The sequence below is a fragment of the Bythopirellula sp. genome, assembly GCF_041737835.1.
GTDB lineage: Bacteria > Planctomycetota > Planctomycetia > Pirellulales > Lacipirellulaceae > Bythopirellula.
In genome coordinates this window covers 21,770-45,824 of record NZ_JBGSQY010000066.1, presented here as the reverse complement: position 1 = coordinate 45,824, position 24,055 = coordinate 21,770, and the positions used below count along the sequence as shown (strand labels likewise).

27 protein-coding genes and 1 tRNA gene are annotated in these 24,055 nt (G+C 54.0%); 14 read left to right on the top strand and 14 right to left on the bottom strand.

Going from position 1 to position 24,055, the window contains the following annotated elements:
• The first annotated feature begins 35 nt into the window (after nt 1-35).
• Nucleotides 36-1,364: a dihydroorotase gene (locus tag AC6T8Q_RS18955; RefSeq protein WP_500680569.1), complete on the top strand. Its 1,329-nt coding sequence runs from the start codon at nt 36-38 to the stop codon at nt 1,362-1,364.
• A gap of 3 nt (nt 1,365-1,367) precedes the next feature.
• Here AC6T8Q_RS18955 and AC6T8Q_RS18950 read toward each other — a convergent pair whose 3' ends face one another.
• Nucleotides 1,368-2,858 (bottom strand): hypothetical protein, encoded by a 1,491-nt coding sequence (locus AC6T8Q_RS18950; protein WP_500680568.1) that lies wholly within the window; start codon nt 2,856-2,858, stop codon nt 1,368-1,370.
• 6 nt (nt 2,859-2,864) lie between these two features.
• On the opposite strand from AC6T8Q_RS18950, the gene AC6T8Q_RS18945 reads away from it, so the two are divergent.
• The 4 genes from AC6T8Q_RS18945 to AC6T8Q_RS18930 all read left to right on the top strand — a co-directional run bounded on the left by AC6T8Q_RS18945 (nt 2,865) and on the right by AC6T8Q_RS18930 (nt 6,039).
• Nucleotides 2,865-3,698, top strand: coding sequence for an SDR family NAD(P)-dependent oxidoreductase (locus tag AC6T8Q_RS18945; RefSeq protein WP_500680567.1), 834 nt, complete (start codon nt 2,865-2,867; stop codon nt 3,696-3,698).
• A 59-nt stretch (nt 3,699-3,757) separates the two neighbouring features.
• Nucleotides 3,758-4,333, top strand: coding sequence for a MiaE family protein (locus tag AC6T8Q_RS18940; protein ID WP_500680566.1), 576 nt, complete (start codon nt 3,758-3,760; stop codon nt 4,331-4,333).
• A 97-nt stretch (nt 4,334-4,430) separates the two neighbouring features.
• Nucleotides 4,431-5,498 (top strand): 3-isopropylmalate dehydrogenase, encoded by a 1,068-nt coding sequence (locus AC6T8Q_RS18935; protein ID WP_500680565.1) that lies wholly within the window; start codon nt 4,431-4,433, stop codon nt 5,496-5,498.
• Between the two features lie 166 nt (nt 5,499-5,664).
• Nucleotides 5,665-6,039, top strand: a complete 375-nt coding sequence (locus tag AC6T8Q_RS18930) for a hypothetical protein (RefSeq protein ID WP_496919297.1) — start codon at nt 5,665-5,667, stop codon at nt 6,037-6,039.
• 1 nt (nt 6,040) lies between these two features.
• On the opposite strand, the gene AC6T8Q_RS18925 is transcribed toward AC6T8Q_RS18930, so the two are convergent.
• Nucleotides 6,041-6,823, bottom strand: a complete 783-nt coding sequence (locus AC6T8Q_RS18925) for an SGNH/GDSL hydrolase family protein (RefSeq protein ID WP_500680564.1) — start codon at nt 6,821-6,823, stop codon at nt 6,041-6,043.
• A 145-nt stretch (nt 6,824-6,968) separates the two neighbouring features.
• Between AC6T8Q_RS18925 and AC6T8Q_RS18920 the strand changes: the two genes are divergently transcribed.
• Nucleotides 6,969-7,535 (top strand): GNAT family N-acetyltransferase, encoded by a 567-nt coding sequence (locus tag AC6T8Q_RS18920; RefSeq protein ID WP_500680563.1) that lies wholly within the window; start codon nt 6,969-6,971, stop codon nt 7,533-7,535.
• A gap of 12 nt (nt 7,536-7,547) precedes the next feature.
• Here the strand turns inward: AC6T8Q_RS18920 and AC6T8Q_RS18915 are convergent, their stop codons facing one another.
• Nucleotides 7,548-8,108 carry an RNA polymerase sigma factor gene (locus AC6T8Q_RS18915; protein WP_500680562.1) on the bottom strand — a complete coding sequence of 187 codons (561 nt, stop codon included), beginning with the start codon at nt 8,106-8,108 and terminating at the stop codon, nt 7,548-7,550.
• A 490-nt stretch (nt 8,109-8,598) separates the two neighbouring features.
• Here AC6T8Q_RS18915 and AC6T8Q_RS18910 point away from each other — a divergent pair, with 490 nt between their 5' ends.
• Complete coding sequence (locus tag AC6T8Q_RS18910) at nt 8,599-8,877, top strand: ferredoxin family protein (RefSeq protein WP_496919293.1); 279 nt, start codon at nt 8,599-8,601, stop codon at nt 8,875-8,877.
• A gap of 191 nt (nt 8,878-9,068) precedes the next feature.
• Entirely contained in the window at nt 9,069-9,311 is a 243-nt protein-coding gene (locus tag AC6T8Q_RS18905) for a GlsB/YeaQ/YmgE family stress response membrane protein (protein ID WP_500680561.1), read from the top strand.
• A gap of 161 nt (nt 9,312-9,472) precedes the next feature.
• On the opposite strand, the gene AC6T8Q_RS18900 is transcribed toward AC6T8Q_RS18905, so the two are convergent.
• Nucleotides 9,473-10,105 (bottom strand): HNH endonuclease, encoded by a 633-nt coding sequence (locus tag AC6T8Q_RS18900; RefSeq protein WP_496919290.1) that lies wholly within the window; start codon nt 10,103-10,105, stop codon nt 9,473-9,475.
• 640 nt (nt 10,106-10,745) lie between these two features.
• Here AC6T8Q_RS18900 and AC6T8Q_RS18895 point away from each other — a divergent pair.
• On the top strand, nt 10,746-11,051 hold the full coding sequence (locus AC6T8Q_RS18895) for a hypothetical protein (protein ID WP_500680560.1): 306 nt from the start codon (nt 10,746-10,748) through the stop codon (nt 11,049-11,051).
• Nucleotides 11,052-11,097: 46 nt separating this feature from the next.
• Entirely contained in the window at nt 11,098-11,637 is a 540-nt protein-coding gene (locus AC6T8Q_RS18890) for a thermonuclease family protein (protein ID WP_500680559.1), read from the top strand.
• Between the two features lie 49 nt (nt 11,638-11,686).
• Here AC6T8Q_RS18890 and AC6T8Q_RS18885 read toward each other — a convergent pair whose 3' ends face one another.
• From AC6T8Q_RS18885 to AC6T8Q_RS18875, 3 genes are all read right to left on the bottom strand, one after another.
• Nucleotides 11,687-12,838 (bottom strand): hypothetical protein, encoded by a 1,152-nt coding sequence (locus tag AC6T8Q_RS18885; protein ID WP_500680558.1) that lies wholly within the window; start codon nt 12,836-12,838, stop codon nt 11,687-11,689.
• Nucleotides 12,835-13,368, bottom strand: a complete 534-nt coding sequence (locus AC6T8Q_RS18880) for a hypothetical protein (protein WP_500680557.1) — start codon at nt 13,366-13,368, stop codon at nt 12,835-12,837. Before AC6T8Q_RS18880 ends, AC6T8Q_RS18885 begins: the two co-directional genes overlap by 4 nt.
• A 91-nt stretch (nt 13,369-13,459) precedes the next feature.
• The gene (locus AC6T8Q_RS18875) at nt 13,460-13,696 is read right to left on the bottom strand and encodes a hypothetical protein (RefSeq protein WP_500680556.1); all 237 of its coding nucleotides are present in this window, start codon (nt 13,694-13,696) and stop codon (nt 13,460-13,462) included.
• Between the two features lie 326 nt (nt 13,697-14,022).
• Between AC6T8Q_RS18875 and AC6T8Q_RS18870 the strand changes: the two genes are divergently transcribed.
• Nucleotides 14,023-15,576: a 2-isopropylmalate synthase gene (locus AC6T8Q_RS18870; protein WP_500680555.1), complete on the top strand. Its 1,554-nt coding sequence runs from the start codon at nt 14,023-14,025 to the stop codon at nt 15,574-15,576.
• Nucleotides 15,577-15,653: 77 nt separating this feature from the next.
• On the opposite strand, the gene AC6T8Q_RS18865 is transcribed toward AC6T8Q_RS18870, so the two are convergent.
• Nucleotides 15,654-16,160, bottom strand: coding sequence for a DUF420 domain-containing protein (locus AC6T8Q_RS18865; RefSeq protein ID WP_500680554.1), 507 nt, complete (start codon nt 16,158-16,160; stop codon nt 15,654-15,656).
• A gap of 144 nt (nt 16,161-16,304) precedes the next feature.
• Here AC6T8Q_RS18865 and AC6T8Q_RS18860 point away from each other — a divergent pair.
• Nucleotides 16,305-16,389 (top strand) — tRNA-Leu (locus AC6T8Q_RS18860).
• Here the strand turns inward: AC6T8Q_RS18860 and AC6T8Q_RS18855 are convergent.
• From AC6T8Q_RS18855 to AC6T8Q_RS18845, 3 genes are all read right to left on the bottom strand, one after another.
• Nucleotides 16,387-16,557, bottom strand: coding sequence for a hypothetical protein (locus tag AC6T8Q_RS18855; protein WP_500680553.1), 171 nt, complete (start codon nt 16,555-16,557; stop codon nt 16,387-16,389). The genes AC6T8Q_RS18860 and AC6T8Q_RS18855 overlap by 3 nt on opposite strands.
• 18 nt (nt 16,558-16,575) lie before the next feature.
• Complete coding sequence (locus AC6T8Q_RS18850) at nt 16,576-16,713, bottom strand: hypothetical protein (protein WP_500680552.1); 138 nt, start codon at nt 16,711-16,713, stop codon at nt 16,576-16,578.
• 93 nt (nt 16,714-16,806) lie between these two features.
• Nucleotides 16,807-17,628 (bottom strand): hypothetical protein, encoded by an 822-nt coding sequence (locus tag AC6T8Q_RS18845; protein ID WP_500680551.1) that lies wholly within the window; start codon nt 17,626-17,628, stop codon nt 16,807-16,809.
• Between the two features lie 437 nt (nt 17,629-18,065).
• On the opposite strand from AC6T8Q_RS18845, the gene AC6T8Q_RS18840 reads away from it, so the two are divergent.
• On the top strand, nt 18,066-18,623 hold the full coding sequence (locus AC6T8Q_RS18840) for a hypothetical protein (protein ID WP_500680550.1): 558 nt from the start codon (nt 18,066-18,068) through the stop codon (nt 18,621-18,623).
• 461 nt (nt 18,624-19,084) lie between these two features.
• Entirely contained in the window at nt 19,085-19,708 is a 624-nt protein-coding gene (locus tag AC6T8Q_RS18835; RefSeq protein WP_500680549.1) for a PEP-CTERM sorting domain-containing protein, read from the top strand.
• A gap of 305 nt (nt 19,709-20,013) precedes the next feature.
• Here AC6T8Q_RS18835 and AC6T8Q_RS18830 read toward each other — a convergent pair whose 3' ends face one another.
• The 3 genes from AC6T8Q_RS18830 to AC6T8Q_RS18820 form a co-directional block, all read right to left on the bottom strand.
• Entirely contained in the window at nt 20,014-20,319 is a 306-nt protein-coding gene (locus tag AC6T8Q_RS18830; RefSeq protein ID WP_500680548.1) for a hypothetical protein, read from the bottom strand.
• A gap of 169 nt (nt 20,320-20,488) precedes the next feature.
• The gene (locus tag AC6T8Q_RS18825; protein WP_500680547.1) at nt 20,489-22,093 is read right to left on the bottom strand and encodes a sugar porter family MFS transporter; all 1,605 of its coding nucleotides are present in this window, start codon (nt 22,091-22,093) and stop codon (nt 20,489-20,491) included.
• 53 nt (nt 22,094-22,146) lie between these two features.
• Nucleotides 22,147-23,724 (bottom strand): glycoside hydrolase family 32 protein, encoded by a 1,578-nt coding sequence (locus AC6T8Q_RS18820; RefSeq protein WP_500680546.1) that lies wholly within the window; start codon nt 23,722-23,724, stop codon nt 22,147-22,149.
• Nucleotides 23,725-24,055: the final 331 nt, after the last annotated feature.

Here is a 24,055-nt window from a genome sequence, read left to right as displayed (position 1 = left end):
AGTTCCCGCCTACTGATTTGCCGAGAAAGTTTGTCGTGAAAACGCTGATCAAAAACGCTCAAGTTGTGCTCCCCACCGGCATTGCCGCGGTCAGCGTGTTGATCGACGGCACGAAGATCGTGGCGATTGATCCGGCAATGCAAACTCAGGTGGAGAAAGTGGTCGATGCCACGGGATTGCACCTCATTCCGGGCGTCATCGACGATCAGGTTCATTTCCGCGAGCCGGGGTTAACGCATAAAGAAGACCTAGCGAGCGCGTCGCGGGCATGTGCCGCGGGGGGCGTGACGACATTTCTCGAAATGCCGAACACCGTGCCAACGACCACCACGCGGGAACGACTGGCCGAGAAGAAGGCACTCGGGGCGGAGAAGTCGCTTGTTAACTATGGCTTTTATATCGGCGCGACCCCGGACAATCTGGCAGAACTAACATTGGCCGAGGGAACTCCCGGGATCAAGATTTTTATTGGATCGAGCACGGGCAATTTGCTCGTCGATGCGCAAGAAGACCTAGAAAGAATCTTCGCGGAAACGAAGCTGCCCATCACAGCGCATTGCGAAGACGAGGCCACGGTGCAAGCCAATGCCGCGCGATTGGCGGGGATCACCGACGTTGCCGTACATTCGCAAATTCGTGACCATCAAGCGGCGGTCATTGCCACGCGGCGGGCAATTGATCTCGCCAAGCGGCACAATCATCGATTTCACGTGCTGCATGTTTCGACGGCGGAAGAAACGAAACTCCTGGGCGATCACGGCGGTTTGATTACGGCCGAGGCTTGCCCTCATCATTTGTTGCTGAATATTGATGATTACGCACGGTTGGGAACACTCGCGCAGATGAATCCCTCGTTGAAAACGGCCGCCGATAGTGCCGCCTTATGGGAGGCAATTAACACTGGGCTGATTCAAGTGATCGCGACGGATCACGCACCGCATACTCTCGAAGAAAAACGCAAGCCATATCCCCAATCCCCTTCGGGCATGCCAAACGTTGAGAATAATCTGGCGTTGATGCTCAACGAAGTGAATCAGGGCCGCTGCAAGTTGGAAACGATCGTGCATGCAATGTGCGATGCCCCCGCTCGGGTGTGGGATATCGTCAATAAAGGCCGCATCGTTGAGGGTTATGATGCCGATTTGGTGCTCATCGACATGAACCTTCGGCAAGAAGTTCGCAATGAGAACCAACTCACCAAGTGCGGCTGGAGCGCCTGGCATGGGCAGACGCTCACGGGGTGGGCTGTGCGAACGTGGGTGATGGGGCACGAAGTGTTTCGCGATGGGAAGCTCGACACGTCTCGGCTAGGACAAGCAGCCGAGTTCGATCATGCACGGGGTGGATATTGGGCCACGGCTTGAACGCTACTTGTCTTCGAATTCCTGGGGGCTTTTGAGAAACTCTTCCAATTTGATGCGCGAAGCCATGCGATAGCGCAGCCCGTGATAGATGGTTTCGTACTCGGCGAGACCAGCGACTTCGCGTTTTTCTTCAATCCGCGTCACCGCGCAGTTACCACGATAAGCAAGATCGGCCTCTTCGTAGATGGCGGCCTGCTTGCGAAAAGTGGATTTCTCCTCGGCGTCGACGAGCAAATACAACCGGCCTTTGTATTGCACCGCATGGAAGATGCTGCCTGGAACGCGTTCGTAATCATTCATGTACGAGACGATGCTGTCGCCGCCGAGCACAGGCATGTATTCGCGCGGGTTTTCCTTGAAAGCGGCTTGTTCTTCGGTCCCCGCCATGAAATAGACTCGGCCGTCGTACGTCGACTTGTATTTCGACTTGCCGCGGAGCCAGATTCCTTGGGTGTGAATCGTGACGGGGCAATAGCCCGACATCGCGCGGAATTCGATGCTCTCTTCGATTTCTTCGTCGCCATTAAGTCTGATTTTCTTGTTCGACTTTCCTTTCATCCCGTGAATGGAATCGATCCGCGAACTCGCGAGCTGATCCTGGTTGCCATAATTGAACGGGCCCATGCCGTTGCCAAAATCGATGTTGGGAATCTCGATCTTGGTGTAGCTGCCTTTGCTGAATGACTTGCTCACTCCGAACTTGTGAGGGTTCAGCAAGAAGAGCTTGCGATAGTAAGCCGATCCAAACATGTAGCGCATTCCATCGACGATCGCCACGGTCTCAGGCAAACCTGCGACCAGCCGGTGATCGATCATTTTGCTCACCACGCAGTAGCCATCGTTAACCAAGTCGGCATTGGTATAAGCATCGGGGCGGGCCTCAAAGGCGGCTCGCTTTTCTTGACTTGCAAACAAAAAGATTCGCCGTTGATAGATCAGGCCGAACTCGACCTTTCCGGGAACACGCTTCTGGGACTGAGCATATGTGACGGGGCAATCCCCATCGAGCACGGGCAGGTAGCTCTCGGGGGCTGCCACGAAAATATCGCGGAGCCGGGGCGTGGCGAACAAGAAAGCTTTGCCGTCACGGAGGGCTTGGATGCGGTTTGAACCGAGCACCCATTGTTTCTGATCGCGAAGCGTGACGGGGCAATAACCGTTCAACGCCAAGTTCACGGTTTCGGTACGCACATCCATGGGCAGAAAGGGATCGCCACCGATTTCGATCACCTCTTCCTTGGTAGCTCTGACAATGCCCGTTTGCGCGTGGAGATAATTGCCAGCGCAGCAAATCGCCGCAGCTATGACAAAAAGTCTAGCAGTGCAGGACCAGGAGTGGTGTAGGTTTGGCATGCGTCCACCGTGACGGTCAGGCGAAAATAGGCGGGGATTGTAGCAAGCTGGCAAGCGGTCGGCGACGTTGATTCCATCGCGAAATCTGCGGGAAAAGCTCGGCAAAATTCTCCCCGCATGGCGTAAGGCAACCGCTATCATGAGGCCATGAGTATTGATTCCAAACAGCGTTTTGCCCTGGTGACCGGCGGGGCCAGTGGGTTGGGCCGCGCTTTTTGCCTGCACCTCGGCAGCTTGGGTTGGCATGTGGCGATTGCCGATGTCGATCATTCAGGAGCACAAACAACGCTCAAGAAGTTGTGTGATCAAGGTCGCTCGGGGCAAGTGGAAGTCCTCGATGTCCGTGATACCGCTGCATGGGATGCGCTCGTGTTGAAGCTGCGTTCTCAATGGCCGCGGCTTGATTTGCTGGTGAACAATGCTGGAATCTGTGGGGCGGGTCAGATTGGCGTATATCCGCTTGATGATTTTCGCAGAATCTTGGATGTGAATTTGGTGGGAGTCATCAACGGCTGCCACGCTTGCGTGCCCTGGTTGTTGGAGAAGCCGACGGGTGGGCATGTCGTAAACATCGCCTCGATTGCCGCGGCACTCAATGCGCCCGCAATGGGAGCCTATAGCACTTCGAAGGCTGGCGTGGTCGCATTTTCCGAAACGCTCTACGGGGAATTGATGTCTCGCGGCGTGGGTGTCACGGTCGTCATGCCGGGATTTTTTCGTTCGCATCTTTTGGAGGAGGGAACATTCACTGATGATGCTTTGCTACGCATTGCAGAAACCTACTCGCGGAAATCGAGCTTCACGGCAGAAGACGTGGTGCTACAAACTATGCGTGGTGTCGAACGCCGGCGGCTGTATGTCGTGCTGGGAAGAAAGGCACGCTGGGCCTGGCGGCTGAAGCGTTGGTTCCCTGCATTGTTTCAGAAGATCGTCGTCAAAATGTTTGATCGCGATCGTCAGAAGCTGGGGGGCGAAGGTTGAACGTCAACAGCAATTACGGCATATTGATTTCCAAGAGCCTTTCAACCCACTGAATCATCATGCTCCATCTTCAAGCACCTACCGACGCAAGCTGGCTGGCTCAAGTGGATGAGCATTTGGAAGAAGTGCTCATCGACCATGCCCATTGCGAGAAGAAAGCTGCTGGGACAGCTCTCAACTTGATTTTTCATTACGTGGAGGACATCGAGCTTTGCCGCGAGATGACGGAGATCGTCAACGAAGAGTTGGAACACTTTCACATGGTGATCGAGCTGCTGACAAAGCGCGGCATCGCGTTTCGTCGAATCAAACCCAGCCAATACGGAAGTCGGCTACATGCCTTGGTACGCAAGGGCGAGCCGGAGCGGGCGGTGGATCGGCTGCTCGTGGCGGGATTGATCGAAGCTCGTAGTTGCGAGCGATTTCAGGCTTTGGCGGCCCACGTCAAAGATGAGGAGCTTGCCACGTTTTATCGGAGCCTGTTCGAGAGCGAAGCGCGGCATCATTCGACCTATACTCGGCTGGCCAAGCATTTTGCGCCGGAAGACGTGGTCGAGGCCCGATTGGCGGAGTTGTATGCGGCCGAGGCAGAAATTATGTCGGTTCGCGAGCCGCACGCCCGGATGCATAGTTAGCTCGGCAAATCTCAGCCCCTAGCCGATCCTCGGCTTTCTGGGCTAAAATGAGCGGTTTCTAGCCGATCAAAACATCCAACAGGTAGCGGTGAAGTTCATGAAGATTGCGGTCATTGGTGGCGATGGTACTGGTCCGGAAGTGGCAGCTGAAGGCGTGAAGGTCCTCAAATCGGTGGCCAAGCTCGAAGGCTTTGCCGACAAGTTGGAACTGACGGACCTCGATTGGGGTGGGGATCGCTATCTCAAGACGGGCGAAGCGCTGCCCGCGGACGGCCTCGATCAGCTACGCAAGTTCGACGCCGTGCTGTTGGGGGCGGTTGGCCATCCTGACGTGGCCCCAGGCATCTTGGAGCGCAAGCTGTTGCTCGACGTTCGTTTCGGCCTCGACCAATACATCAACCTCCGGCCGGTGAAATTGTTCCCCGGCGTGGAAACGCCGCTCAAGGACAAAGGCCCCGAAGATATCGACTTCGTCGTCGTCCGCGAGAATACCGAAGACTTGTACTGCGGTGCCGGTGGCTTCATGCACAAGGGAACGCCCAACGAGGTCGCCACTCAAACGGCGATTTACACGCGCAAGGGCTGCGAGCGTGCGATTCGTTATGCGTTTGAGTTGACGCAGAAGCGCAACAATCCCAAGGGTAAGAAGCTCACCCTGGTGGCCAAGACCAACGTGCTAACCACGGGCCACGACCTGTGGTGGCGCACCTTCAAAGAAGTGGCCACGGAATATCCCGACGTTGAAACGGATTACAACCACGTTGATGCCTGCTGCATGTGGATTGTGAAGAACCCCGAGTTTTACGATGTGATCGTCACCACGAACATGTTTGGCGACATCATCACCGACCTCAGCGGAATTATCCAAGGGGGGATGGGTGTCGCGGCGGGAGGCAACATTAATCCCGAGCCGGGCGGTGTAAGCATGTTCGAACCCATGGGCGGCAGCGCCCCCAAGTATACTGGCACGGGCAAAATCAATCCAATTGCCGCCATCAATGCCGTGAGCATGATGCTCGATCAAATGGGCGAAGCGGCGGCAGCTGAGCGAGTGATGAGCGCGATCATGCACGTTACGGGCACGAAGATGAAGAGCCAGTCCGCCGGCAAAATGGGTTACACCACGAGCGAAATCGGCGATTTGGTGCTCGACGCACTCGCTTGAGGCTGGTTCAACAACGCGGGCCTTGCTGCGTAAACGCTATAACTCCGTGATATGGTTTTTCGTAATAACAGCGAGAAGCCATTTGCAGATCTCTGCGCACTGCTGTTATACTGTGCGGCGAACCACACGCAAGGGGGCGAGTGGGGCTCGTGGGGGGAAGGCGGATATGAAATTTGAGATCTCCCTAGCGGAGACTGGGAAATACGTGCGCTGCACGGTCTATGAGCCAGTGACCACCGAGTTTGCGTTGGAGTTCGGTAAGGCAGCCGCGGAAGCTTCTCAACAGCGTGGAATTTCCCGGCAGCTCTACGATGTCCGCGCTGTTCGTAATGTGAGTTCCGTCTATCACAATTACGACTTCGCCTATAAGGATATGGTGAATCTCGAACTTGAGTTCGATAACCGTGCTGCGATACTGGTCGATCCCGCCGACCGCTCGCATGATTTCATAGAAGTCGTCTCGCGGAATGCGGGCTACAACGTGCGGGTGTTCATCGACGAGCAGAAGGCGATTGAATGGCTCGAAGAAGAAGCGCGCTAAACTAAGAACACAGCCCTACGCCTTGCAGCCAAGCGTGCGACATTAAGGCCGCTCCGGTGGGCGAAGGATGCACACCATCCCCGGCCCAATGTTCGGGTGGGGCGAACTCGACCGCACGATCGAACATCGCCTGGAAGGGAATAAAAACCGCGCCAAACTGCTCGACGACACTCTTCGCTGCTTCACGATAGCCATCGAACTCGGGAAACCACTTGTCGTTGACCGCGCCGCACTTAAGGACAAACGGCTCGCAAATGACGAGCTTCACGTCGGGAAGAGCGTCTTTGGTGCGTTTCAGGAGAGCCACGTAATCATTCTTGTAAACATCGACAGTGCCCTTGTAGTCGCCTCCTAATGAATGCCAAATATCGTTCACACCGATCAAGATGCTTAGCACATTGGGTTTGATATCAAGGCATTCCGCCTGCCAGCGCTCGGCCAATTGATAGACCTTGTTGCCGCTGATACCACGATTGAAGAATTTCAGGTTCATCTCGGGCTGGCCGACCAGGAGCGCTGAGGCAGCCATCCAGGCGTAGCCATTGCCAAAGGCTTCTTGATTGTTGACGTTGTCGGCAAGCTCTCGCTTGCGCCCCGCGTCGGTAATCGAATCGCCCTGAAACAGAATCGTGTCGCCGGGCTTGATGATTGGGCCTGTCGCAGAACTTTCTGCAGCAATCGCTGAAGATGATAATGCCGCTAAACCGGCGGTCGTGGCCCCCACACCTGCGGCCAAAAAAGAGCGTCGATCCGAGCTATTGCCGAGCGAAGAATCTGAAAACATGGTCAACTCGCAGCGATTGAAGGGAAGAGACGATTCGTAGCAAAGATTATTGCTAGGCTGGCTGCCCGCTGCCTAGCCGAAATTGGATGTCGCCTTGGGAGATCGTGAAAAATCGCAGTATACTTGCGGGAAAAGGAAAGCTCGCATGTATCAAGTCGAAACGCACGATGCCCGAACTTTGTCGCAAGCCGACGTTCGCGAAATCGCGGAACTGATCGTCAAAGTTTGGCCCAATCCGGAGAAGCCGTTTGAATATCGAATGCAGCAAGTTGCTAACTTAGGTCGCGGCGCTGTTCCCAGCGATGCCCAAGCGCCACGCTCGGTAATCGTTCGCGCCGAAGGACGAGTGATCGCCCACGCAGCCATCACGCCGCGTGAAATAGGGACTTCGGCCGGCCCGATGACCGTCGCCGCCTTGGCCATGGTGTGCAGTGATCCCGCCTTTCGCGGTCACGGGCTGGGTGAACTTGTGGTGCGTGAAATCCTCGTGCCCGTCGATCAGAGCATTTTTCCGTTCGCGCTCTTTCAAACGAGCCCCCCCATTAAGCCTTTTTACGAAAAGCTGGGGGCTTGCGTTGCGAACAATAGGATAGTGAATTCGCTGGCTGAAGATCCGCAGGCCTACCCGTTCTGGAACGAAGTGGTGATGCGCTATCCGCAGGATCGCGAGTGGCCGGAAGGTGAAATCGACCTGCGTGGACCAGGCTATTAGGCGTGATGCCTACTATGCATGGTGTATGCCGCGGAGTTTGGTGCGGATGCGCGTAAGCATTGGCCCGACACTGTTGGTGGGCATCCCGGTGGCGCGGCTGATCTCTTGGTAGGTTTTTCCTTCGAGATGATACATCCGCACGACTTGGGCTTCGTGACCAGCCAAGGATTGCAACAACCTGTCGACCTCTTCGCGGTCGGAAAATCGCTGCTCAGCATCGCCATTATGATCGGCAGTCTCAACGGCCAACGATCCCAATGAGGTCGCTTGATGGCGGCTCATGAGTTGCTTGACCACGACCCGGCGGGCAATCACCGTCAGATAGGTGGCGAGGCTGCTCTTGCCGCGAAACTGGCGGAGAACCGCAAAATCGTTGTCGACGATGGTCATCATCACGTCGGCGACCAGATCGTCGCGATCAGTGCTGGAAAGCAAAACCGAACGGCAGTGTGCCGTATGATTGATCACATGGATCACTAAACCCATGAAACGGTCGACAAAGTCTTCCCAAGCCCGCGGTTTTTTGGCTAAACAGCGTTCGAGCAAATTGCGGTCAATCTCGGATAAAGCCACTGAAGCTTCCTCAGACAAGGGACTACAAAGTTCGTGTTCTCAGTCATTCAGAGAGCTATGACTAGCAAATTTCTTGCCAAGTGCGCTCTCTACGAGCCAGGGAAACGCGAAAGTTGTACCCCACAAGCTTTCCTAAGAGATGAAAGACGATACCAAGTCGCTGGACCGCGTACCCAGTTATTGTAAATAGCGGGATAAGCAGGAGCAAGATTGACGGGGGGCTTCGGGAAGGGTCACGGGGGAGAAACTCGGCGGATTTGTTAAACTATCCGCTTGACATCGAAAATACCGAGTGTGTAATTAACGGACAGAAGAGAAGCGGAAAGAATTGGCGAAAGTCGTTCACCGATCAATACTTGCCATTCTTCTGCCGATATTTGTATCATTCCGAGAGAGGGATATCCCGAACTCGGATAAATTGGGCCGTAGATGGGGCCTGCCAAAAAGCACCGAGCAGAGAGCTTGAGCGAAAAAAAGGAGAATTCTTGAGATGACGCATGTAGTTTGTGAACCTTGTTTCGCCTGCAAGTACACCGATTGTGTGGTGGTTTGCCCGGTGGAATGTTTTTATGAAGGCGAGCAGATTCTTTACATTCATCCTGATGAATGTATTGACTGCGAAGCCTGTGTCCCCGAATGCCCGGTCGAGGCGATCTTCCATGAAGATAACGTGCCGGCCGATTGGCAGCCGTTTATTGCCCTCAATGCCGAGATGGCTCCGCAATGCCCAGGCATCACGGAAAAGAAAGAGCCGTTGGCCGATTCTTGAGTTGAGATTGGCTTTAAGCAAACGTTTCCAGGCCAACCCGAATGTGGGTTGGCCTTTTTTTGTTTTGTTTTGTTTGATTTTATTTGTGGAGCGCTCAGCCGCGAGCGGCCAAGCAATCTTGCGGTCGAATCACGTGCGGTGATAGGATCACGCCAGTCGCAACCCCATCTCTTCCTTTCAGGAGTGTCGCCATGAACTTTGTTTGGTTTATTCTTATCGGTATCTGTGCGGGTTGGTTGGCAGGACAGATCATGAAGGGTGGCGGCTTTGGGCTCATCGGCGATCTGATCGTCGGTGTGATCGGTGCGCTCTTAGGAGGATGGATTTTCGGTCTCCTGGGGATCGCTGCTGGTGGTTTATTGGGCGCGTTGATTACGGCCACCGTGGGGGCCATTGTGTTGATCGCGCTGCTGCGTGTGATTAAGCGGGCGTAATGAAAGAGTTAAACGCAGAGTTCGCAGAGAACGAACCACGAATAGAAGAAAACCCTAGCCGGGTCGCCACGCGGCCCGGGAGGATCTGGTTATCGCGTGGCGCAATAAAAAACCGGCAGCGGGACGCTGCCGGCTAACCTTGGGGTTTGATTCCGTGTGGGTTACTTCAAATCGACCGACCAGTAGGCGCTGTCGACGAAGGTTTTCCAGCTTACGTATTTGGGATTTCCCAGCTTGATCGTGAGCATCGGGCTGCGCTTGGGCATGATCGGCTTGCGGATCAGCTTCATGCCCGCCTGTTTGGGCGTACGGCCTCCCTTGCGGACGTTGCACTTCACGCAGGCGCAGACCAGGTTTTCCCAGCTCGCTTCGCCCCCCATGCAGCTGGGCAGGATGTGGTCGAGGCTGAGCTCGGTGGTCGGAAAACGCTCGCCGCAATATTGGCAGATATTGGCATCGCGGGCGAAAATGTTCCGCCGGTTGAGCCGCACCCGCTGCTTAGGAAGGCGATCGTAGTGCAACAGGCGCAACACCCGGGGCACACAAACCTCGAAGTTCACGCTGCGAATCCAGTCGTCGTGGGGCTCTTTGAAATGAGCCTTGAGCTCGCTGATTTCGCGCCACGAATGAAAATCGTAGTTGGCGTATTGGCCATCTTCCAGGTGAATCACTTCGGCCAGTTGGTTGAGCAACAGGCTGAACGCCCGCCGCACGTTGACCACGTGGACCGCCATATACTGACGGTTCAAAACCAAAACACTGGCATTTAGTCCGCTCGGCGACGCAGTCGACATGGAAGCAAAATCTCCGAAGTGTTCACTGGGAAAGTTGGATATTACAAACGACGACCCTTACAAAATGTGCGAGAAAATTTCTGGTTGTTTACCCAAGGTGTAGAGATAGGCCTGTGGCATACCCAGGGATTTCCTCCAGCAGCGGTAGACACTGCACGCGAGGAGCATGTTCAGAGTGACTCAAATGCATTGAATCCGTCTGAAACGCAGGCCACTGAGCAGGTAGGAATTCCGACAACGCTTGAACGCCAGCAGACTGATCTCTTTTATAGGTTGGGTCTGCATTTGCGTCATTCGCGCCGCTCAGGCAGACAAAGGCAGACCTCCTGTTACCCTATTTTGATTGTACAAGTGGCGAAGTAGGAAAACTAGCTTCGCGCGCATCCTTTAACATGGATTTTAGTCGCAAGCAGCTTGCGGGGAGAAGTCCGACTCAGCCCCAAGGTGGGTAAGTTTTCAAAACTTCATCAAACGCCGTGGGCACGTAATTTGCGAGACGCAAGCCCTGTTATTCGCGAGAAAAACGACAAAACTTTTGCCTTGCTTGCCGCCAGAACTTGTCGTTAGGATGGAAAGAGAGCAGGGATGACTTGCGGTGATTTTTTGTTGCGGACGATTCATGCTGAGAGGAACCAAGCAGATGATCCACTACACGTGCGACTGTTGTAAACGCCCCCTCGATCCCCAAAACGACATGCGCTATGTCGTTCGGATGGAGGTTTATGCGGCACTCGATCCCGTGGAAGAAGACATCAACGACGACCGCGATCATTTGCAAGAAATCCAAGACATTCTGGAATCGCTCGAAGATGAGGACGATTGCCAGATCAGCGACGAAGTCTATCATCACGTCCGTTTTGATTTGTGCAGCGAATGCCGACAACGATTCGTGAAGAATCCGCTCGGCCGCGCCGTCGCACAGCATCTCAATTTCAGCCCGAACTGAATTCTTACCGTCGGCTGCCGCCTGCGGCTACGACTTGATTGGCGTTATGGCCGCTCGTATTCGCCGTGATCCGCGCACACAGATTATCACCATCGTGATCGTGCTTGTGCTCATGCTGTTGAGCTGGTGGGCCGAGCCGTATCTTCCCCAGAACGAGCCAGCCACACGTTCTCCCGGCGCACTTAATAACGGCGAATACGAAGTGCTGCGCGTTGTGGATGGCGATACTTTGCTCCTGCGAAAGGATCGCTTGCGGGTGCGGCTGCAAGGAGTTGACACGCCTGAAACAGTGAAGGAGCATACGGCCGTTCAAAAATGGGGGCCGGAGGCGACGGCTTACACCGAGCGATTTATCGACAATGCCAACGAACGAATCTCGATCACCGTCGATGGCGAAGGGGTCGATCAATATGGACGGCACTTGGCGTTTGTGTGGCACGATGGCCGTTTGTTGAACGAAGAATTGATCGCCGCGGGGCTCGCGCGGGCAAAGCTCGGTTATGATTACAGCCAGAAGATGAAAGATCGTTTGCGCGTTGCGCAGAGCAAGGCCCGGCGTGAGAAGCGGGGGATTTGGAGCGAGTAGCCGCGATGCAACGCATCGCACGGCCCCCGGCGAACAAGTCTGTTCGCGGCTATTTTTTGAGTTCGACTGGTAAGCCACCGATAGGCAAGGATTGCGACTGCGGTGAAACTGGTTGAACCGCTGCGTTGGGAGTGACGAACGGAGTCGTGGCGGAGGTTTGCGTCACCGGCGGCATTACGTAGGACGCGACGGGGCGATTGTCGTAACCCGCCATCGATCCGGCGGGCGGTTCGATGCCGAGCCAGCCGGGAGCAGCACCCGTGTTCCAGTCGTTGCTGCCGGGTGCACCCATGGCGGAAATCGTGTTGGGTGCGGCCGTGCCGAGATTGATTTGCTGGTAGCCGCTCAAGACCGGCAATTGCCAGAGGGCCGGATTGTCGGCGAGTTGATTGAGCTGCACCGTGCCGACGTCGATGGCCAGTGCCATGTGCGCGAGCGGCAGATTGAGCTCGATTTCCTGCGGCATCGAAGCGCCGAGCGTGGGGTAATACTGATGCGACCGCGACACCGCACTGGCTAGCAGCGTTCCGCGGGCATCGTAGATGTGCTGCTCGAGCACCCATGCCCGTCGGGCATCGACCACCGCGTTGCGGGTGAGCGTGCCAATCCGCGATTGAATCACAGAACGAATTTCGACCGTGCCATTCGCACGCGGCACGGGGCCTTCGTGCAAATCTGTGGGTGAAAACTGCATGAAGCCCAAGGCATCGAGCAGCCAACGGGGCTCGACGGGGAGTAACTGCTGCGCGGCACTCCCCACGAATTGGTCATGGCGGGAAAAGTAAACATGCGGCGGGTCGTTCCGTTTGACCCAGAACCAAAAGAGCTCGTCGTTGCTACCCAAATCGACTTCAGGACCGGTGATAGCGGTGGAGGCCGTCAGCCGGAATTTGTTCGGCGGCATCGCCGCGATGTTGCCACGCAGTGCCGGCGTCATCGCATCGCCGGGGATGGTAATCGTGGCATTGTTGGTTTGGTAGCTTTGGACCTTCGCGGCATTTTGATTGACCGCCGCCATGATTTGATCGAGCGAGGCCCCCTGCATGAGGACTTCAGGCGCTGGCGGACCGGCGGGCGTAAACGGACTGCGGAACGAACGATTGCAGGTAGCGCCCGAGCAGCAGAAAACCACAAGCAGGAGCGTCACGGCCCAGAGTGATCGTTGACGTGACGCGAATTGTGCGAGTGAGCTTAGCATCATTCGGCACCCTCGCTGGTAACTTCGGCTGGGGTGGGCGGGGCATCGCCATTGCCGTAGAGCAAATCGAACATTTGCTGCTGGAGCTTGGCGGCCAAGTCGACGGCTGGGTGGGCGACGAGCAACTCGTAGTCCTTCTGTCGCTTTTGGCAATGCACGGTAATCACTTCGCGGCCTTGATCGTCTTTGTGACTGTCATCGTGGCGGACGATCTTACGGCGCAACAGCAGCAACCCCAGCAGATAGCGGAACTGAGCTTCTTGGGGGCGATCTTCTAATGCTTCGAACAAGTTGAGCATCACATCGGTCGGAGCCAGACGAGGCTGTTGGTCATCTTTGGTCGGGATGCGCGACCGCCACCAAGCGACACAGATTTCGGGCGGGCCCTGCCAGGCTTCGACCGCATAGTCGCGGCGGATGAAATCGTTGGCCGCTTCTTCCAACACAGAGAAATAAACTTCGCCCGGATTGAACGTGCGCGCAGTGGTTGCGCAACTGCGGCTGCAACCTTTGATCTCAATATCCATCATCATGGACGCGCACTTCCGGCGGGAGGAATTCGGGCGGGATAATAGGGAAATGGCGAAACGGTGGCAAGACGAGGGCACGCGCGACGCTAGCTGCCTACCCCGCCGAGAAAAACCTTGCATCGGTGCCGCCGGGGCCGATTTGGAAGTTCACGCGTTTGGCACAACGGGGGCAGTGACCGACATAGGCTGTGTGGTCGCGGTTGGGATAAACGCGCGAGTAAACATCGCAGCAGGTGAAATGCACACCGATAAAGGATTTGGCCTTGCCCTGGGTGCCGCCGGTCGACGGATCGTCCGAGCTGAGGTCGAGGTGTTTGCCTTTGTCGTCCATAAAGCAGTTTTCGCCCGATTTTCACGCCAATTTGGCCGCCCCGAGCGAACCTTGACTCTCCAGATATCGTCAGGTAGAGTTAAGCGGAATGAGGTTTGGGAAATATGGCAAATGTTTTCCAGTTCTCCAACCGAGAAATAGGTTTATGATCATTTCCTCTTTGTTATCCCTGCTGCTACTATCGCTCTTCAGGAGCAAGGCTTAGGGTTCGCAAAGAGAAAATCGAAAAAGCGTAACAACCCTGAAGCCTTCGCGGCTTCAGGGTTTTTTTTGTTTTATTACATTACTGTTTGCTTGAGTGAGCAACCAACCACGGACCTCCGATCATGTCCACAGACCACCGAAAAATCACGATTTTTGATACCACCTTGCGCGATGGCGAGCAGTCTCCCGGCTGCAGCATGAACCTGAGCGAAAAGCTCGAGGTTGCCCAGGCGCTGGTGGATCTGGGGGTCGATGTGATTGAAGCTGGGTTTCCGATCACTTCCGTCGGCGACTTCGAGGCGGTCACTCAGATCTCCAAAACGGTCCGAGGCGCGACGATCTGTGGTTTGGCCCGATGTCACGAACGCGACATCGACCGGGCTTGGGAAGCCTTGCAACACGCTGAGAAGCCCCGCATTCATGTGTTCCTCGCCACGAGTGCCATTCACCGCGAGTTCAAATTGCGGATGGATAAGGACGAGATTATTCGCCGGGCCGTCGAGGGCGTGAAACGAGCCAAAAACTGCTGCGAGGATATTGAGTTCTCCCCGGAAGACGCAGCCCGTACCGAGCCCGATTTCCTCTGCCAAGTGGTCGAAGCCGCCATCGCCGCGGGGGCGACAACGGTCAACATTCCCGACACGGTCGGTTACGCCACGCCGACGCATTTTGCCAATGTGATCAAAACCTTGATGAATCGCGTCCCCAATGTCGACAAGGCCGTGATCAGCGTGCATTGCCACAACGATTTGGGCTTGGCCGTGGCGAACAGCTTGGCCGCCGTCGAGCATGGGGCGGGGCAGATTGAATGCACGATCAATGGCCTGGGCGAACGGGCTGGCAACTGTTCGTTGGAAGAAGTGGTGATGGCTTTGCGGACACGCAGCGATTACTACAAGCTCGCCACGGGCATCAACACGCCGCGGTTGGTGCCAACGAGCCGCTTGGTTTCCAACATCACCGGCATGGTGGTGCAACGCAATAAGGCCATCGTGGGCCGCAACGCCTTTGCCCACGAGGCAGGCATCCACCAAGACGGCATGTTGAAGGAGCCCACGACTTACGAAATCATGCGGCCCGAGGACGTCGGCTTTAGCAAGACCGATCTTGTGCTCGGCAAACACAGTGGCCGGGCAGCGCTTGCCGACCGGGCCCGCGCGATGGGCTATCATCTCAACGACGCTCAAATCGACGAATTATTTACTGATTTCAAAAAACTCGCCGACAAGAAGAAGGAAATTTATGACGGCGATATCGGGGCGTTGATCGAACAGCAAAACACCGAAATCGGCGATCAGTGGCAATTGGATTCGTACGAAGTGCATGCCGCAAGTGGTACAACTCAGAGGGCGAAAGTCGTGCTCAGCCGCGGGGGCGAACAACATGCGTCGCCCGAAGTGGTGGCCGATGGGCCGCTTGATGCACTTTTTAACGCCGTCGAGCACGTCACTGGCAAGACCGTGGTCCTGAAAGATTACCGCGTGCAAAGTGCCAGCCGTGGCAAGGATGCGCAAGGCGAATCACTGGTGGAAGTCGAGCATAACGGCAGAATGTATCGTGGCCGTGGTGCTTCGACCGACACCGTCGAGGCAAGCACGCGGGCGTTTGTAAACGCGATCAATCGGATCGAGATCGGCGCTCACGAAATGGGAAGCCACGCGCGGCCCTCGGTTTGAGTGATGATTGAATCTGTGGCTGACACGCCGCGGCGAGTCGGTTAGCGCCGAGGTCACAGACCTCAGCCACAGGATTATTAGGATTGCACAAACGCCAGCACATAGAACACCCAGCCTGTGATCGTGGTGAGCAGCATGTCGATCGCAGCCAACCAACCGAGGCGGCGATGCAGCGGGCTGTGTTCGTTGGGAAGAGGAGGATTCGGAAAACGTCGTAACGCTAAAACAAGCACCGCGATCCACAACACGACCGTCGTGAGGGCAAAAAAGAGATGAATCCATAAGGCGTTGAACACGACCTGCGCGGGTTCGCCACCGATTTGACCCGCGGCGCGGTCTTGCCAACCGTTGAAGCGGATATCCAGCTCGAATGCGGTGAGCACGACGGCCAGCAAACCAGCGAGGGCCAGTTGAATCCGTTTGTGGAGCTCGAAATTGCGATGCACGCGGACTTGGCGGATGCTCCAGGCTAGCAGCAGCATGACCACGACCATGCCGACGCAGACCGCGTCGATCATGAACGAAGCCCGCGTGCCGAGAAAGCCGTCCCAACCGGGAAAATCCATGGTCTGAGCACCAATCACAACGAAATCGCTTGCGAGAGAATCTTGTCGCCGAGTTGGCGAACACTGACAAAAACAGTAATCTTAAGAAGCTGATTGCGAAAGGGGAGAAGTGCGAACCGCGAAGTTATTCCGCAAGCCGCACACCAAATTTCGTAATCCTTAGGCCGAGTGGCGGAATGGCAGACGCTCTGGACTTAAAATCCAGTGGGAGGTAACTCCCGTGCGGGTTCGACCCCCGCCTCGGCTACTGATTTTCAATGAAATTCTTTTCATCCTCTTTGGGGTGCTCCATATCGAGTTCCAAATTCCCCGGGGAGAAGCGGATTTTCATGCCGCGATGCTTCCAAATTGCAAAAACCACAATCAGCCCCAGTGTAAGTATGGTGATTGCGTCTTCGCTGAGTTCGATGTTCATGGATTTTCCTCTTTGGTCCTAGTTGCTCGGCGCAGAAATCAAGCCGGTTTGCGTGATGGTGTGCAGGTGGCGCTGCGAGATGCCAAGTTGCTTGGCGAATTCGGCACTTGTTAGCGCCAAGCGGTCTGAGTTAGAAGTTTGCGGTGCATTGCTCATGACCGCAATTTTAACGGGAGTACCTAGGCACTCGTAGACTTATGACTTCAAAGTCCACATTTGTCTATGGACGTAGGATTAAGTCCATAGCCCTTACTCATCCAATCTCTTAAGAGCCTTCGCCACAGCTGATGAGGTAACGCTAGTTCCGGTTGTGGCCTTATGTTTCTTTGCGATCTGAGCATAAGACAGTTTCTCTTCTTCATGTTGTCGCTTCCACAAATCGTGGATGTGTTGCTTTCGTCTCTGCTTTGGAGTTGCTGCAAATTGTTGTCTAAGCACCAAGTGGAGCCAATCCTCGGAGAGATTGTTTTCATGACGCATTACATGAAAAAACCTAGTACCCCACTCGCCGAGTATCTGAAGGGATCGGTAGTCATCCCATTGATTAACAGCACACCAAGCATCTAAGAGATTCGAACGAAATTCACTTACGATACTCTCGTCCGCGTTTTCTTTTAGCTGGCCCATTACCTTAACGAGATCGAGTGCTTCTGTAATGGTCTGCAATAGTTGACTAAGACTCTCAGAAGACTCCAAATCCTTGCTCATTACAGAAGCGATTGCGTTACATCTCGACTGCTCATCTGAAGAAAGATTCCTTACTCTCAAACTTCTAACTGATTCTTCTACTTTTAAAACATGATCCAAGCGAGAACTGATCACGCTTTTGATTTTCGAAAGAATCTCGGCGGATGAGTTTCTTCCGGTACAATAATCTTCAAACGTGGCATTTCTGATATTCTCGATGTGAACATTTGATGCGGATAGGTTGCCGGATGATAGGCAACCGAAGAACGAATACGATTCACTGAAGAAATCCGCAATTGCAGCGTAGAGTTCGCCGAAAAGGAATCCGAGTTTTATATACTGAACGACTTCTTTGTGTCGGTCGAATAACCCACTATCTCCCATTTCTTACTCTACCTTCCACGAGTCGGCCCATGCTGCGGGAAGGTGGAGAAGGTTTAGATTCCACCGCTCGCGCCCGGACCTAGTACGCCGATGATCAGTCGACACGTCCTCGAATCGGTAGATATTTTACTAGACATTGGGCCAAGCAGGGAGGACCTAGAAAACGCTATACCCCGCGGTGGCTACTGATCACTCAAGATTTGCCTAAATTGCTGATATCCCTAGTCAGCCAACTCTAGTAGCGCGATTTGGAACATCTTCAAAAAATCAACAAGTTCTTCTATTCAAGCAATATTTTGGGATTTATTGACGTGACTATTCAGTAACAATACACTATAGACGTGTTGGAAGTTTTCTTGCACGTCCCTTGAAGTAGAAACTTTAGTGTGAACGCTATGTGGAAACTATTGCCATCCGTTGTATTAGTTGTCGTTCTCATGGCGAACAATACAAATGCGATAACGCTCAATTTTGATGACATCACCACCGATCGCCATAACGAGGTTAGCGTACCCAATGGCTACGGAGGTCTCAATTGGGTGGACTTTGGCGTTCAGGGCTTAACAGAAGAATATGCCGACACAGGCTACGGTCATGGAATCGTATCCGGAGAATTTGTGGTTTACAATAACTTTGAACGAACTGCTTACGTTTCGAGTAACTCGCCATTTACTTTTAAGAACGTCTATCTCACGGGTGCGTGGTATGACAATTTGAACGTGCAAGTACAAGGTTACCGCCTCGGATCACTCGTATACAGTCAAACAGTTGTTGCCGATTTTTATGTTCACACTCTTTTCAATTTTAATTTCAAAAATATCGACTCGCTGAGATTCTCGACGTATGGGGGTAGTGCGATTCCCAATTTAACTGGTTCGGGACGCCAATTCAGCATGGATAACTTGACTCTCGAATTTATTCCTGAGCCATCCGCACTAATGCTCTTGGCTAGTTTTATCCTGGTTGGTGTTAATCACCGCAACACATCCCGATAGCCCCACCACGGCTATAGGTTCACTTTCCAGCACCATGTCGTGCAGGTGTTGTATCGCTCGACGATTGATCACCCGCTACATATTGGGCGCTCAGCACCGATTACGCGATGCCGCGCCTATATTTGGTCTAACGCGGCCGTTCACGCTCTGCTTCGAGCACCTCTTGCCTGAATGAGAACGAGAGAAATATTACCGATGGAAGATCGCTGCAAAGGGGTAAGGGCGAATTCAAAAATCGGCCTTCCCTCGGGCGTTAGTCGCAGGAGTGCTGCCGGCTGAAACGCACTGGGCGCTTGCCGGTGTGCCGAGACTCTATCGTTAGCTCGGAACGCGTGCCTGCCCCACTCCCGCTAACAGTAGTGTTTTGCGTTTCTCCCCAGCTCTGGCTATACTGCCCGACATCTGCAATTTTCAACCAGCGAAGTTACACGCCGAGGGTCTAGTTCATGCGAACTCTTGCCATGTTTGTGATCGCCACGTTTCTGTTTGCATTTCAGTCGCCAGTTGCGATGGCTGACCATTCCGCAATCAGCGATTTCGGTCTGAGCTATGTGACTTATAATGTCGGTTCAGTGAGTTATGGCTGGACTTTCGCACTCAGTCAACCAATATCGGTAAGCTCGCTGGGAGTGTGGGACTATAATGAAAACGGATTGGAAGATGAGCATGGCATTGGTTTGTGGGACGTCACTGGCACTCCGCTCGCTGTAGCGACAATCCCAGACGGGACAGCGGCACAACTGATCGATGGATTTCGCTATCAAGATTTAGTGAGCCCATTGCTGCTTATGCCGGGACAATACACTTTAGGCGCTCGCTACAACGGCATCGATCATTTCCACGCACAATACGCAAGTTCGACGCCCGCCTTTGCACAACCGATTACCTTTATCACTTCACGACACTACATTCATCCAGATTCGGGCACACCGGTAGCCTTCCCAGAGGTTTCTGATCCGAATGGACTTATCATCGGTGCAAACTTTCGTTTTTTAACAGTCCCTGAGCCAGCTACTCTTTGGTTGTGCTGCGTAGGAATGTTCGGCATCTTTCGCCGTCGGCGTGTCTGGGAACAGGCTAACTAATCTGACGGACATCAAAGAGCAAAGGGGTAGGGGCGATTTCAAAAATCCGCCGCTTCTACCGCAAATGCCGCGAATGTTGCGATTCGCGTCAGATTGGTCGATCTACCCAAGTTCAACCATCGTCGCCATTGTCGTGTGCAAAGATCACGTTGCGGACTCCCTCGGTGAGCATTTGCCAGCGTTCGATCAGACTCGCTAACTTGATATCCCAGGGCCACGATTCGAGGCTAACTGCACTGGATTCTGCAGCGATTCATAGACCGCAGGTGCCGAAGTTGTGCTGCGATTTAGAAAGCTTGCGTTTGTTAGCGCGTCGTCTGTTGCTGTGATCCTGTGAACCTTGCGATGCCGCCTTGGAGGACGCCTGGCGCAGCTTCATTGACCAACATTTGTTCGTTGTCGGCGCGAAGTGCGAGCACGAGATCCGGGTGTGCGCCCCATTCGGCAATGTCGAAGCTGCGCGTGTCGACGTAGGCACCGCCTAGCCGAGCGTGATTCTTCTGAACAAGATGAAAGCCGTCCTGAGCACGGACGATGTGATAGTTCATCGCCCCGAAGCACGACAATGCCCCAAGCGCGAAGACACCCACAAAACCATAGATCCGGCGCATTCTTCAGCTCCTATCCCTTTTGTGTCATTCAGGTCATTCGCCAATTCTTCGGCGTACCGCTGGCCTGCTCACTGAAATACTCGACAAGGGAAATGGCAACAAGGCCGTTCACAGACCACCATTCCATTGTATTCTCTTGCCAGCAGCTGATTATGCACCTGCGTGATCTTCACTCGGTTCCCAACTGCTTTTGCAACTCTTCAAGCGGCACTCCCTTGGTTTCGGGGACCATCGTTGCGACCCAAATGAGTTGCAGGACCATCATGAAGCAGAAGAACCCGAACACGTAGCCGGGGGAAAATTGGGTCACCAACAGAGGGAACACGAGCGTTAAAGCCGCAGCGAAGATCCAGTGTGTCGCGCTGCCGAGGGATTGGCCCGCGGCGCGGAACTCGTTGGGGAAGACTTCGGAAATCAACACCCAAATGACGGTCCCCTGCCCCACGGCATGAGCCGCGATGAAGAGAAAAATTCCGAACAGGACGAGCCGACCACTCGAACCCGCTTGTTCGGCGGCTTGGGCCATCAATTCCTCCGTCCGCACTTGAACTTGTTCGCTAGTGCTGTCGGTGGGGATCGCCGTTTTATCTCCTGGGAACTCGGCTTGAGTGAGAGTAGCGTTCAACGCTTCGAGCGCACCAGTGGCTTTCTGTTGAAGCGATTGTCTTTTCACATCCGGTACGCCGTCCACCGTGGCCGCGGATAATTGATCGAACGCTTCACGAACCGCGATTGCACTGGCGGAAACACGAAAGGCTCCATCGTTCTGAATAAACAGAAACGCGATTGTTCCAAGAGACACGATGTACCCGACCGATCCGATATAAAGCAAGGTCCGCCGCCCGAGTCGATCGATGAGCCAAAGCCCCATCATCGTGAACACCAAATTAATCAAATCAATGCCAATCGATTGAATGAACGCGGCGTCCGCCTGCAGACCCGTCATGCCCAAAATTCGCGGGGCAAAGTACAGTATCGCATTGATGCCGGAAAGCTGGTTGAACATTGCGACCAGAAAGGCCAGGAGAATCGGCTTGCGTAAACGAGCTGACCAAAACGAAGTTTGCTTGTGGTCGGTGCCTTCTTCCATGCGATGAGCGATAGAATCAGCAAGTATCTCTAGGCGAGTCGTGTCGACCGTGGGGTTGAGCTTTTGAAGAACCTGAAGACCGGAATCGCGGTCGCCACGGACATTGATCAGCCACCGTGGACTTTCAGGGATAATAAAACAGAGCAATGTGTAGATTATCGCGGGGAATGCTTCGACTCCCAGCATCCACCGCCAGTCGACGTCGCTCGTGCCGCGTAGCAGCCAATTCGACAGAAACGCGACGACAATTCCAAACACGATGTTGAATTGAAACATGCCGGTTAAGCGGCCGCGCAATTCTGCGGGGGCAATTTCCGTGATGTACATCGGTGCGGCGACGGTCGACATGCCCACACCCAATCCCCCCAGAAATCTGGCGATGAAGAACGAATAAAAGTCCGTTGCCAAACCTGAGCATATGGCAGAGACCAAGAACATCAGACCAATCACGAGTAGCGTCGGCTTGCGACCAAAACGATCCGTCGGCCACCCACCGAACAAAGCACCAAGCACAGTTCCCCACAACGCGGCACTCATGGCGAGGCCGTGCATGGTGTCGCTCAATTGCCACAGGGACTGGATTTTTTGTTCGGCCCCGGAAATCACGACCGTATCAAAGCCGAACAGAAAACCACCCATCGCGGCGATGGCCACGCTGGCGAGCAAAGTTTTTGACGCATTCATTCGTGACAAGGCCGATCAGATGAGGGGTGTGGTCCGTTGGCCAGACCGAAGTATTATTCCTTGGATTTCCAACTGGAATCGAGGGTGCGGATATTGGCTTGCTTGATGTGTGCCGTACCGCCGTTGGCGTGGATTGATTGCTTGCCGTCGCCAAATTGTGGGCCGTAGTAGTGAGCCGCAAAACGCTCGCCATCGAAGGCATAGGATTCCACCGATAAGCGATCTATCAGGAAACGAAGTTTGATTACGCAGTCGCGAGGCAAAAGATTGTCGAAAACGACGACATTCACAAGCTCGCCCCGATCGTTGATGCCCGTCTGCGTGACCGTTTTAGTGGCCATATCATAAGTTAAAGTGACGCTGGGAAAATCAAAAACAACTTGCTTGGCATCTCTGGGCTCGAACTCACACTCGAAGTCCACGAGATCGAGCGGTCCGATGTCTTGTAAGAGGTCGTCCTCTTCACCAAGGTCGACTTGCTCGCGAACAAACGATTCTTTCACGAGCGATTCGATTTCCTTGACGGGGAGCGCAAACAGGCGGGGTCCCTCGTCGGTAGATTTGAGCGTCAATTCACAAGGAAAAGACATCTGCTGGTTGAACGGCAGTCCATACGCCTCAGCCGAATTGGGACCACCGCGCATCCAACCGATTTGCACGACGCGACCAGCCGGACCATTGTTAAAAGTTTGGGCGGCGTAAAAGTCACCGGTTCCCGTTCGATAGGGTCCGGTTTCAGTATGGAATTCCTTGCCGTCGAAGGTGCCGATTTCATAATCAAAGCTCGCATCGTAGATCACAGCTTTAATTTTGGATTCGTCACCATCAACAGGCAGGAAAACCAAGTCCATACACTCAAAGGCCCAGTCGCGCAGCAAGTCGGAGGCGAATTCCCAATCTGTCAGATTCCTTGACGTGAAAAAACGAACCCGGCCCGGTTTCTCCTGCACCCATAACACCATAACCCATTGTTGCGATGGCTCATGCCAAAAGACCTTGGGATCGCGTTCCTCGAAATGAAAGCCTTGGTTCTCGACGACGGAACGCCCCTCGTTCCAATATTTCCATGTTTCACCGCCATCGGTGCTGTAGGCCAGCGCCTGATAAAACTTGGGCGGACTCGCATACGTGAAAAACGCACAGAGTGTTTTTTGATCGTCTTGCTGAACTCCGAGGCTGTTGTTGTGATCGACGACAACCGTTCCCGAATAAATCGTGCCGCTGCGATCCTCAATTCTATAAGGCCGCAGAGCATGTTCGTGTTGGGTCCAATGAATCATGTCAGGGCTGGTGGCATGCCCCCAGGTCATGTTTCCCCAGACGGGTGACAGTGGATTGTGCTGGAAAAATAGGTGGTACTTCTCCCCGTCGAAAACCATGCCGTTGGGATCGTTGAGCCAGTTTTTGCAAGCCGTGAAGTGGAATTGGGGTCGCAATGGCTCGTCGTACTTGGGATCCGCACACGATGCAGTCGGTATCTCTACGGCATAGGCAAACTCACTGATAGTTTGTGACAGTGCTTCAGATACTGCCGTCTCGGCAGATGCCGCACTGGTGCCTAGAAATATGGCCCACAGGAAATGAAGGCAGGTGCGAAATTTGAACACATATTGATTGGAATGATTGAACATCGCGCACATATTCCACTCAGAGCCGCCAGCCTGCATAACTTTCGATTCTGCTATCTTCTGGAATAAGCAGGTTGATTTGCAGTACCAGCTTGGATTGACCATATTGACGCAACTGAATGAAATGTCACTGAGATTTCGCGTCATATTCTGTGATTTTTTACATTTTATCAACTGATGAAATTTGAAAACCAGATTCCCTAACAGACCTCGAATGCTTGACCGCGTTGGCAATCAAAGGGAAAATCGAAAGGGTAACTTTTCCATGAGGCAACGATTTTGTTGCTTCGACTTTTCATCCCTACCGTGAGGCGCAAGGTTGGGGCGGATCATC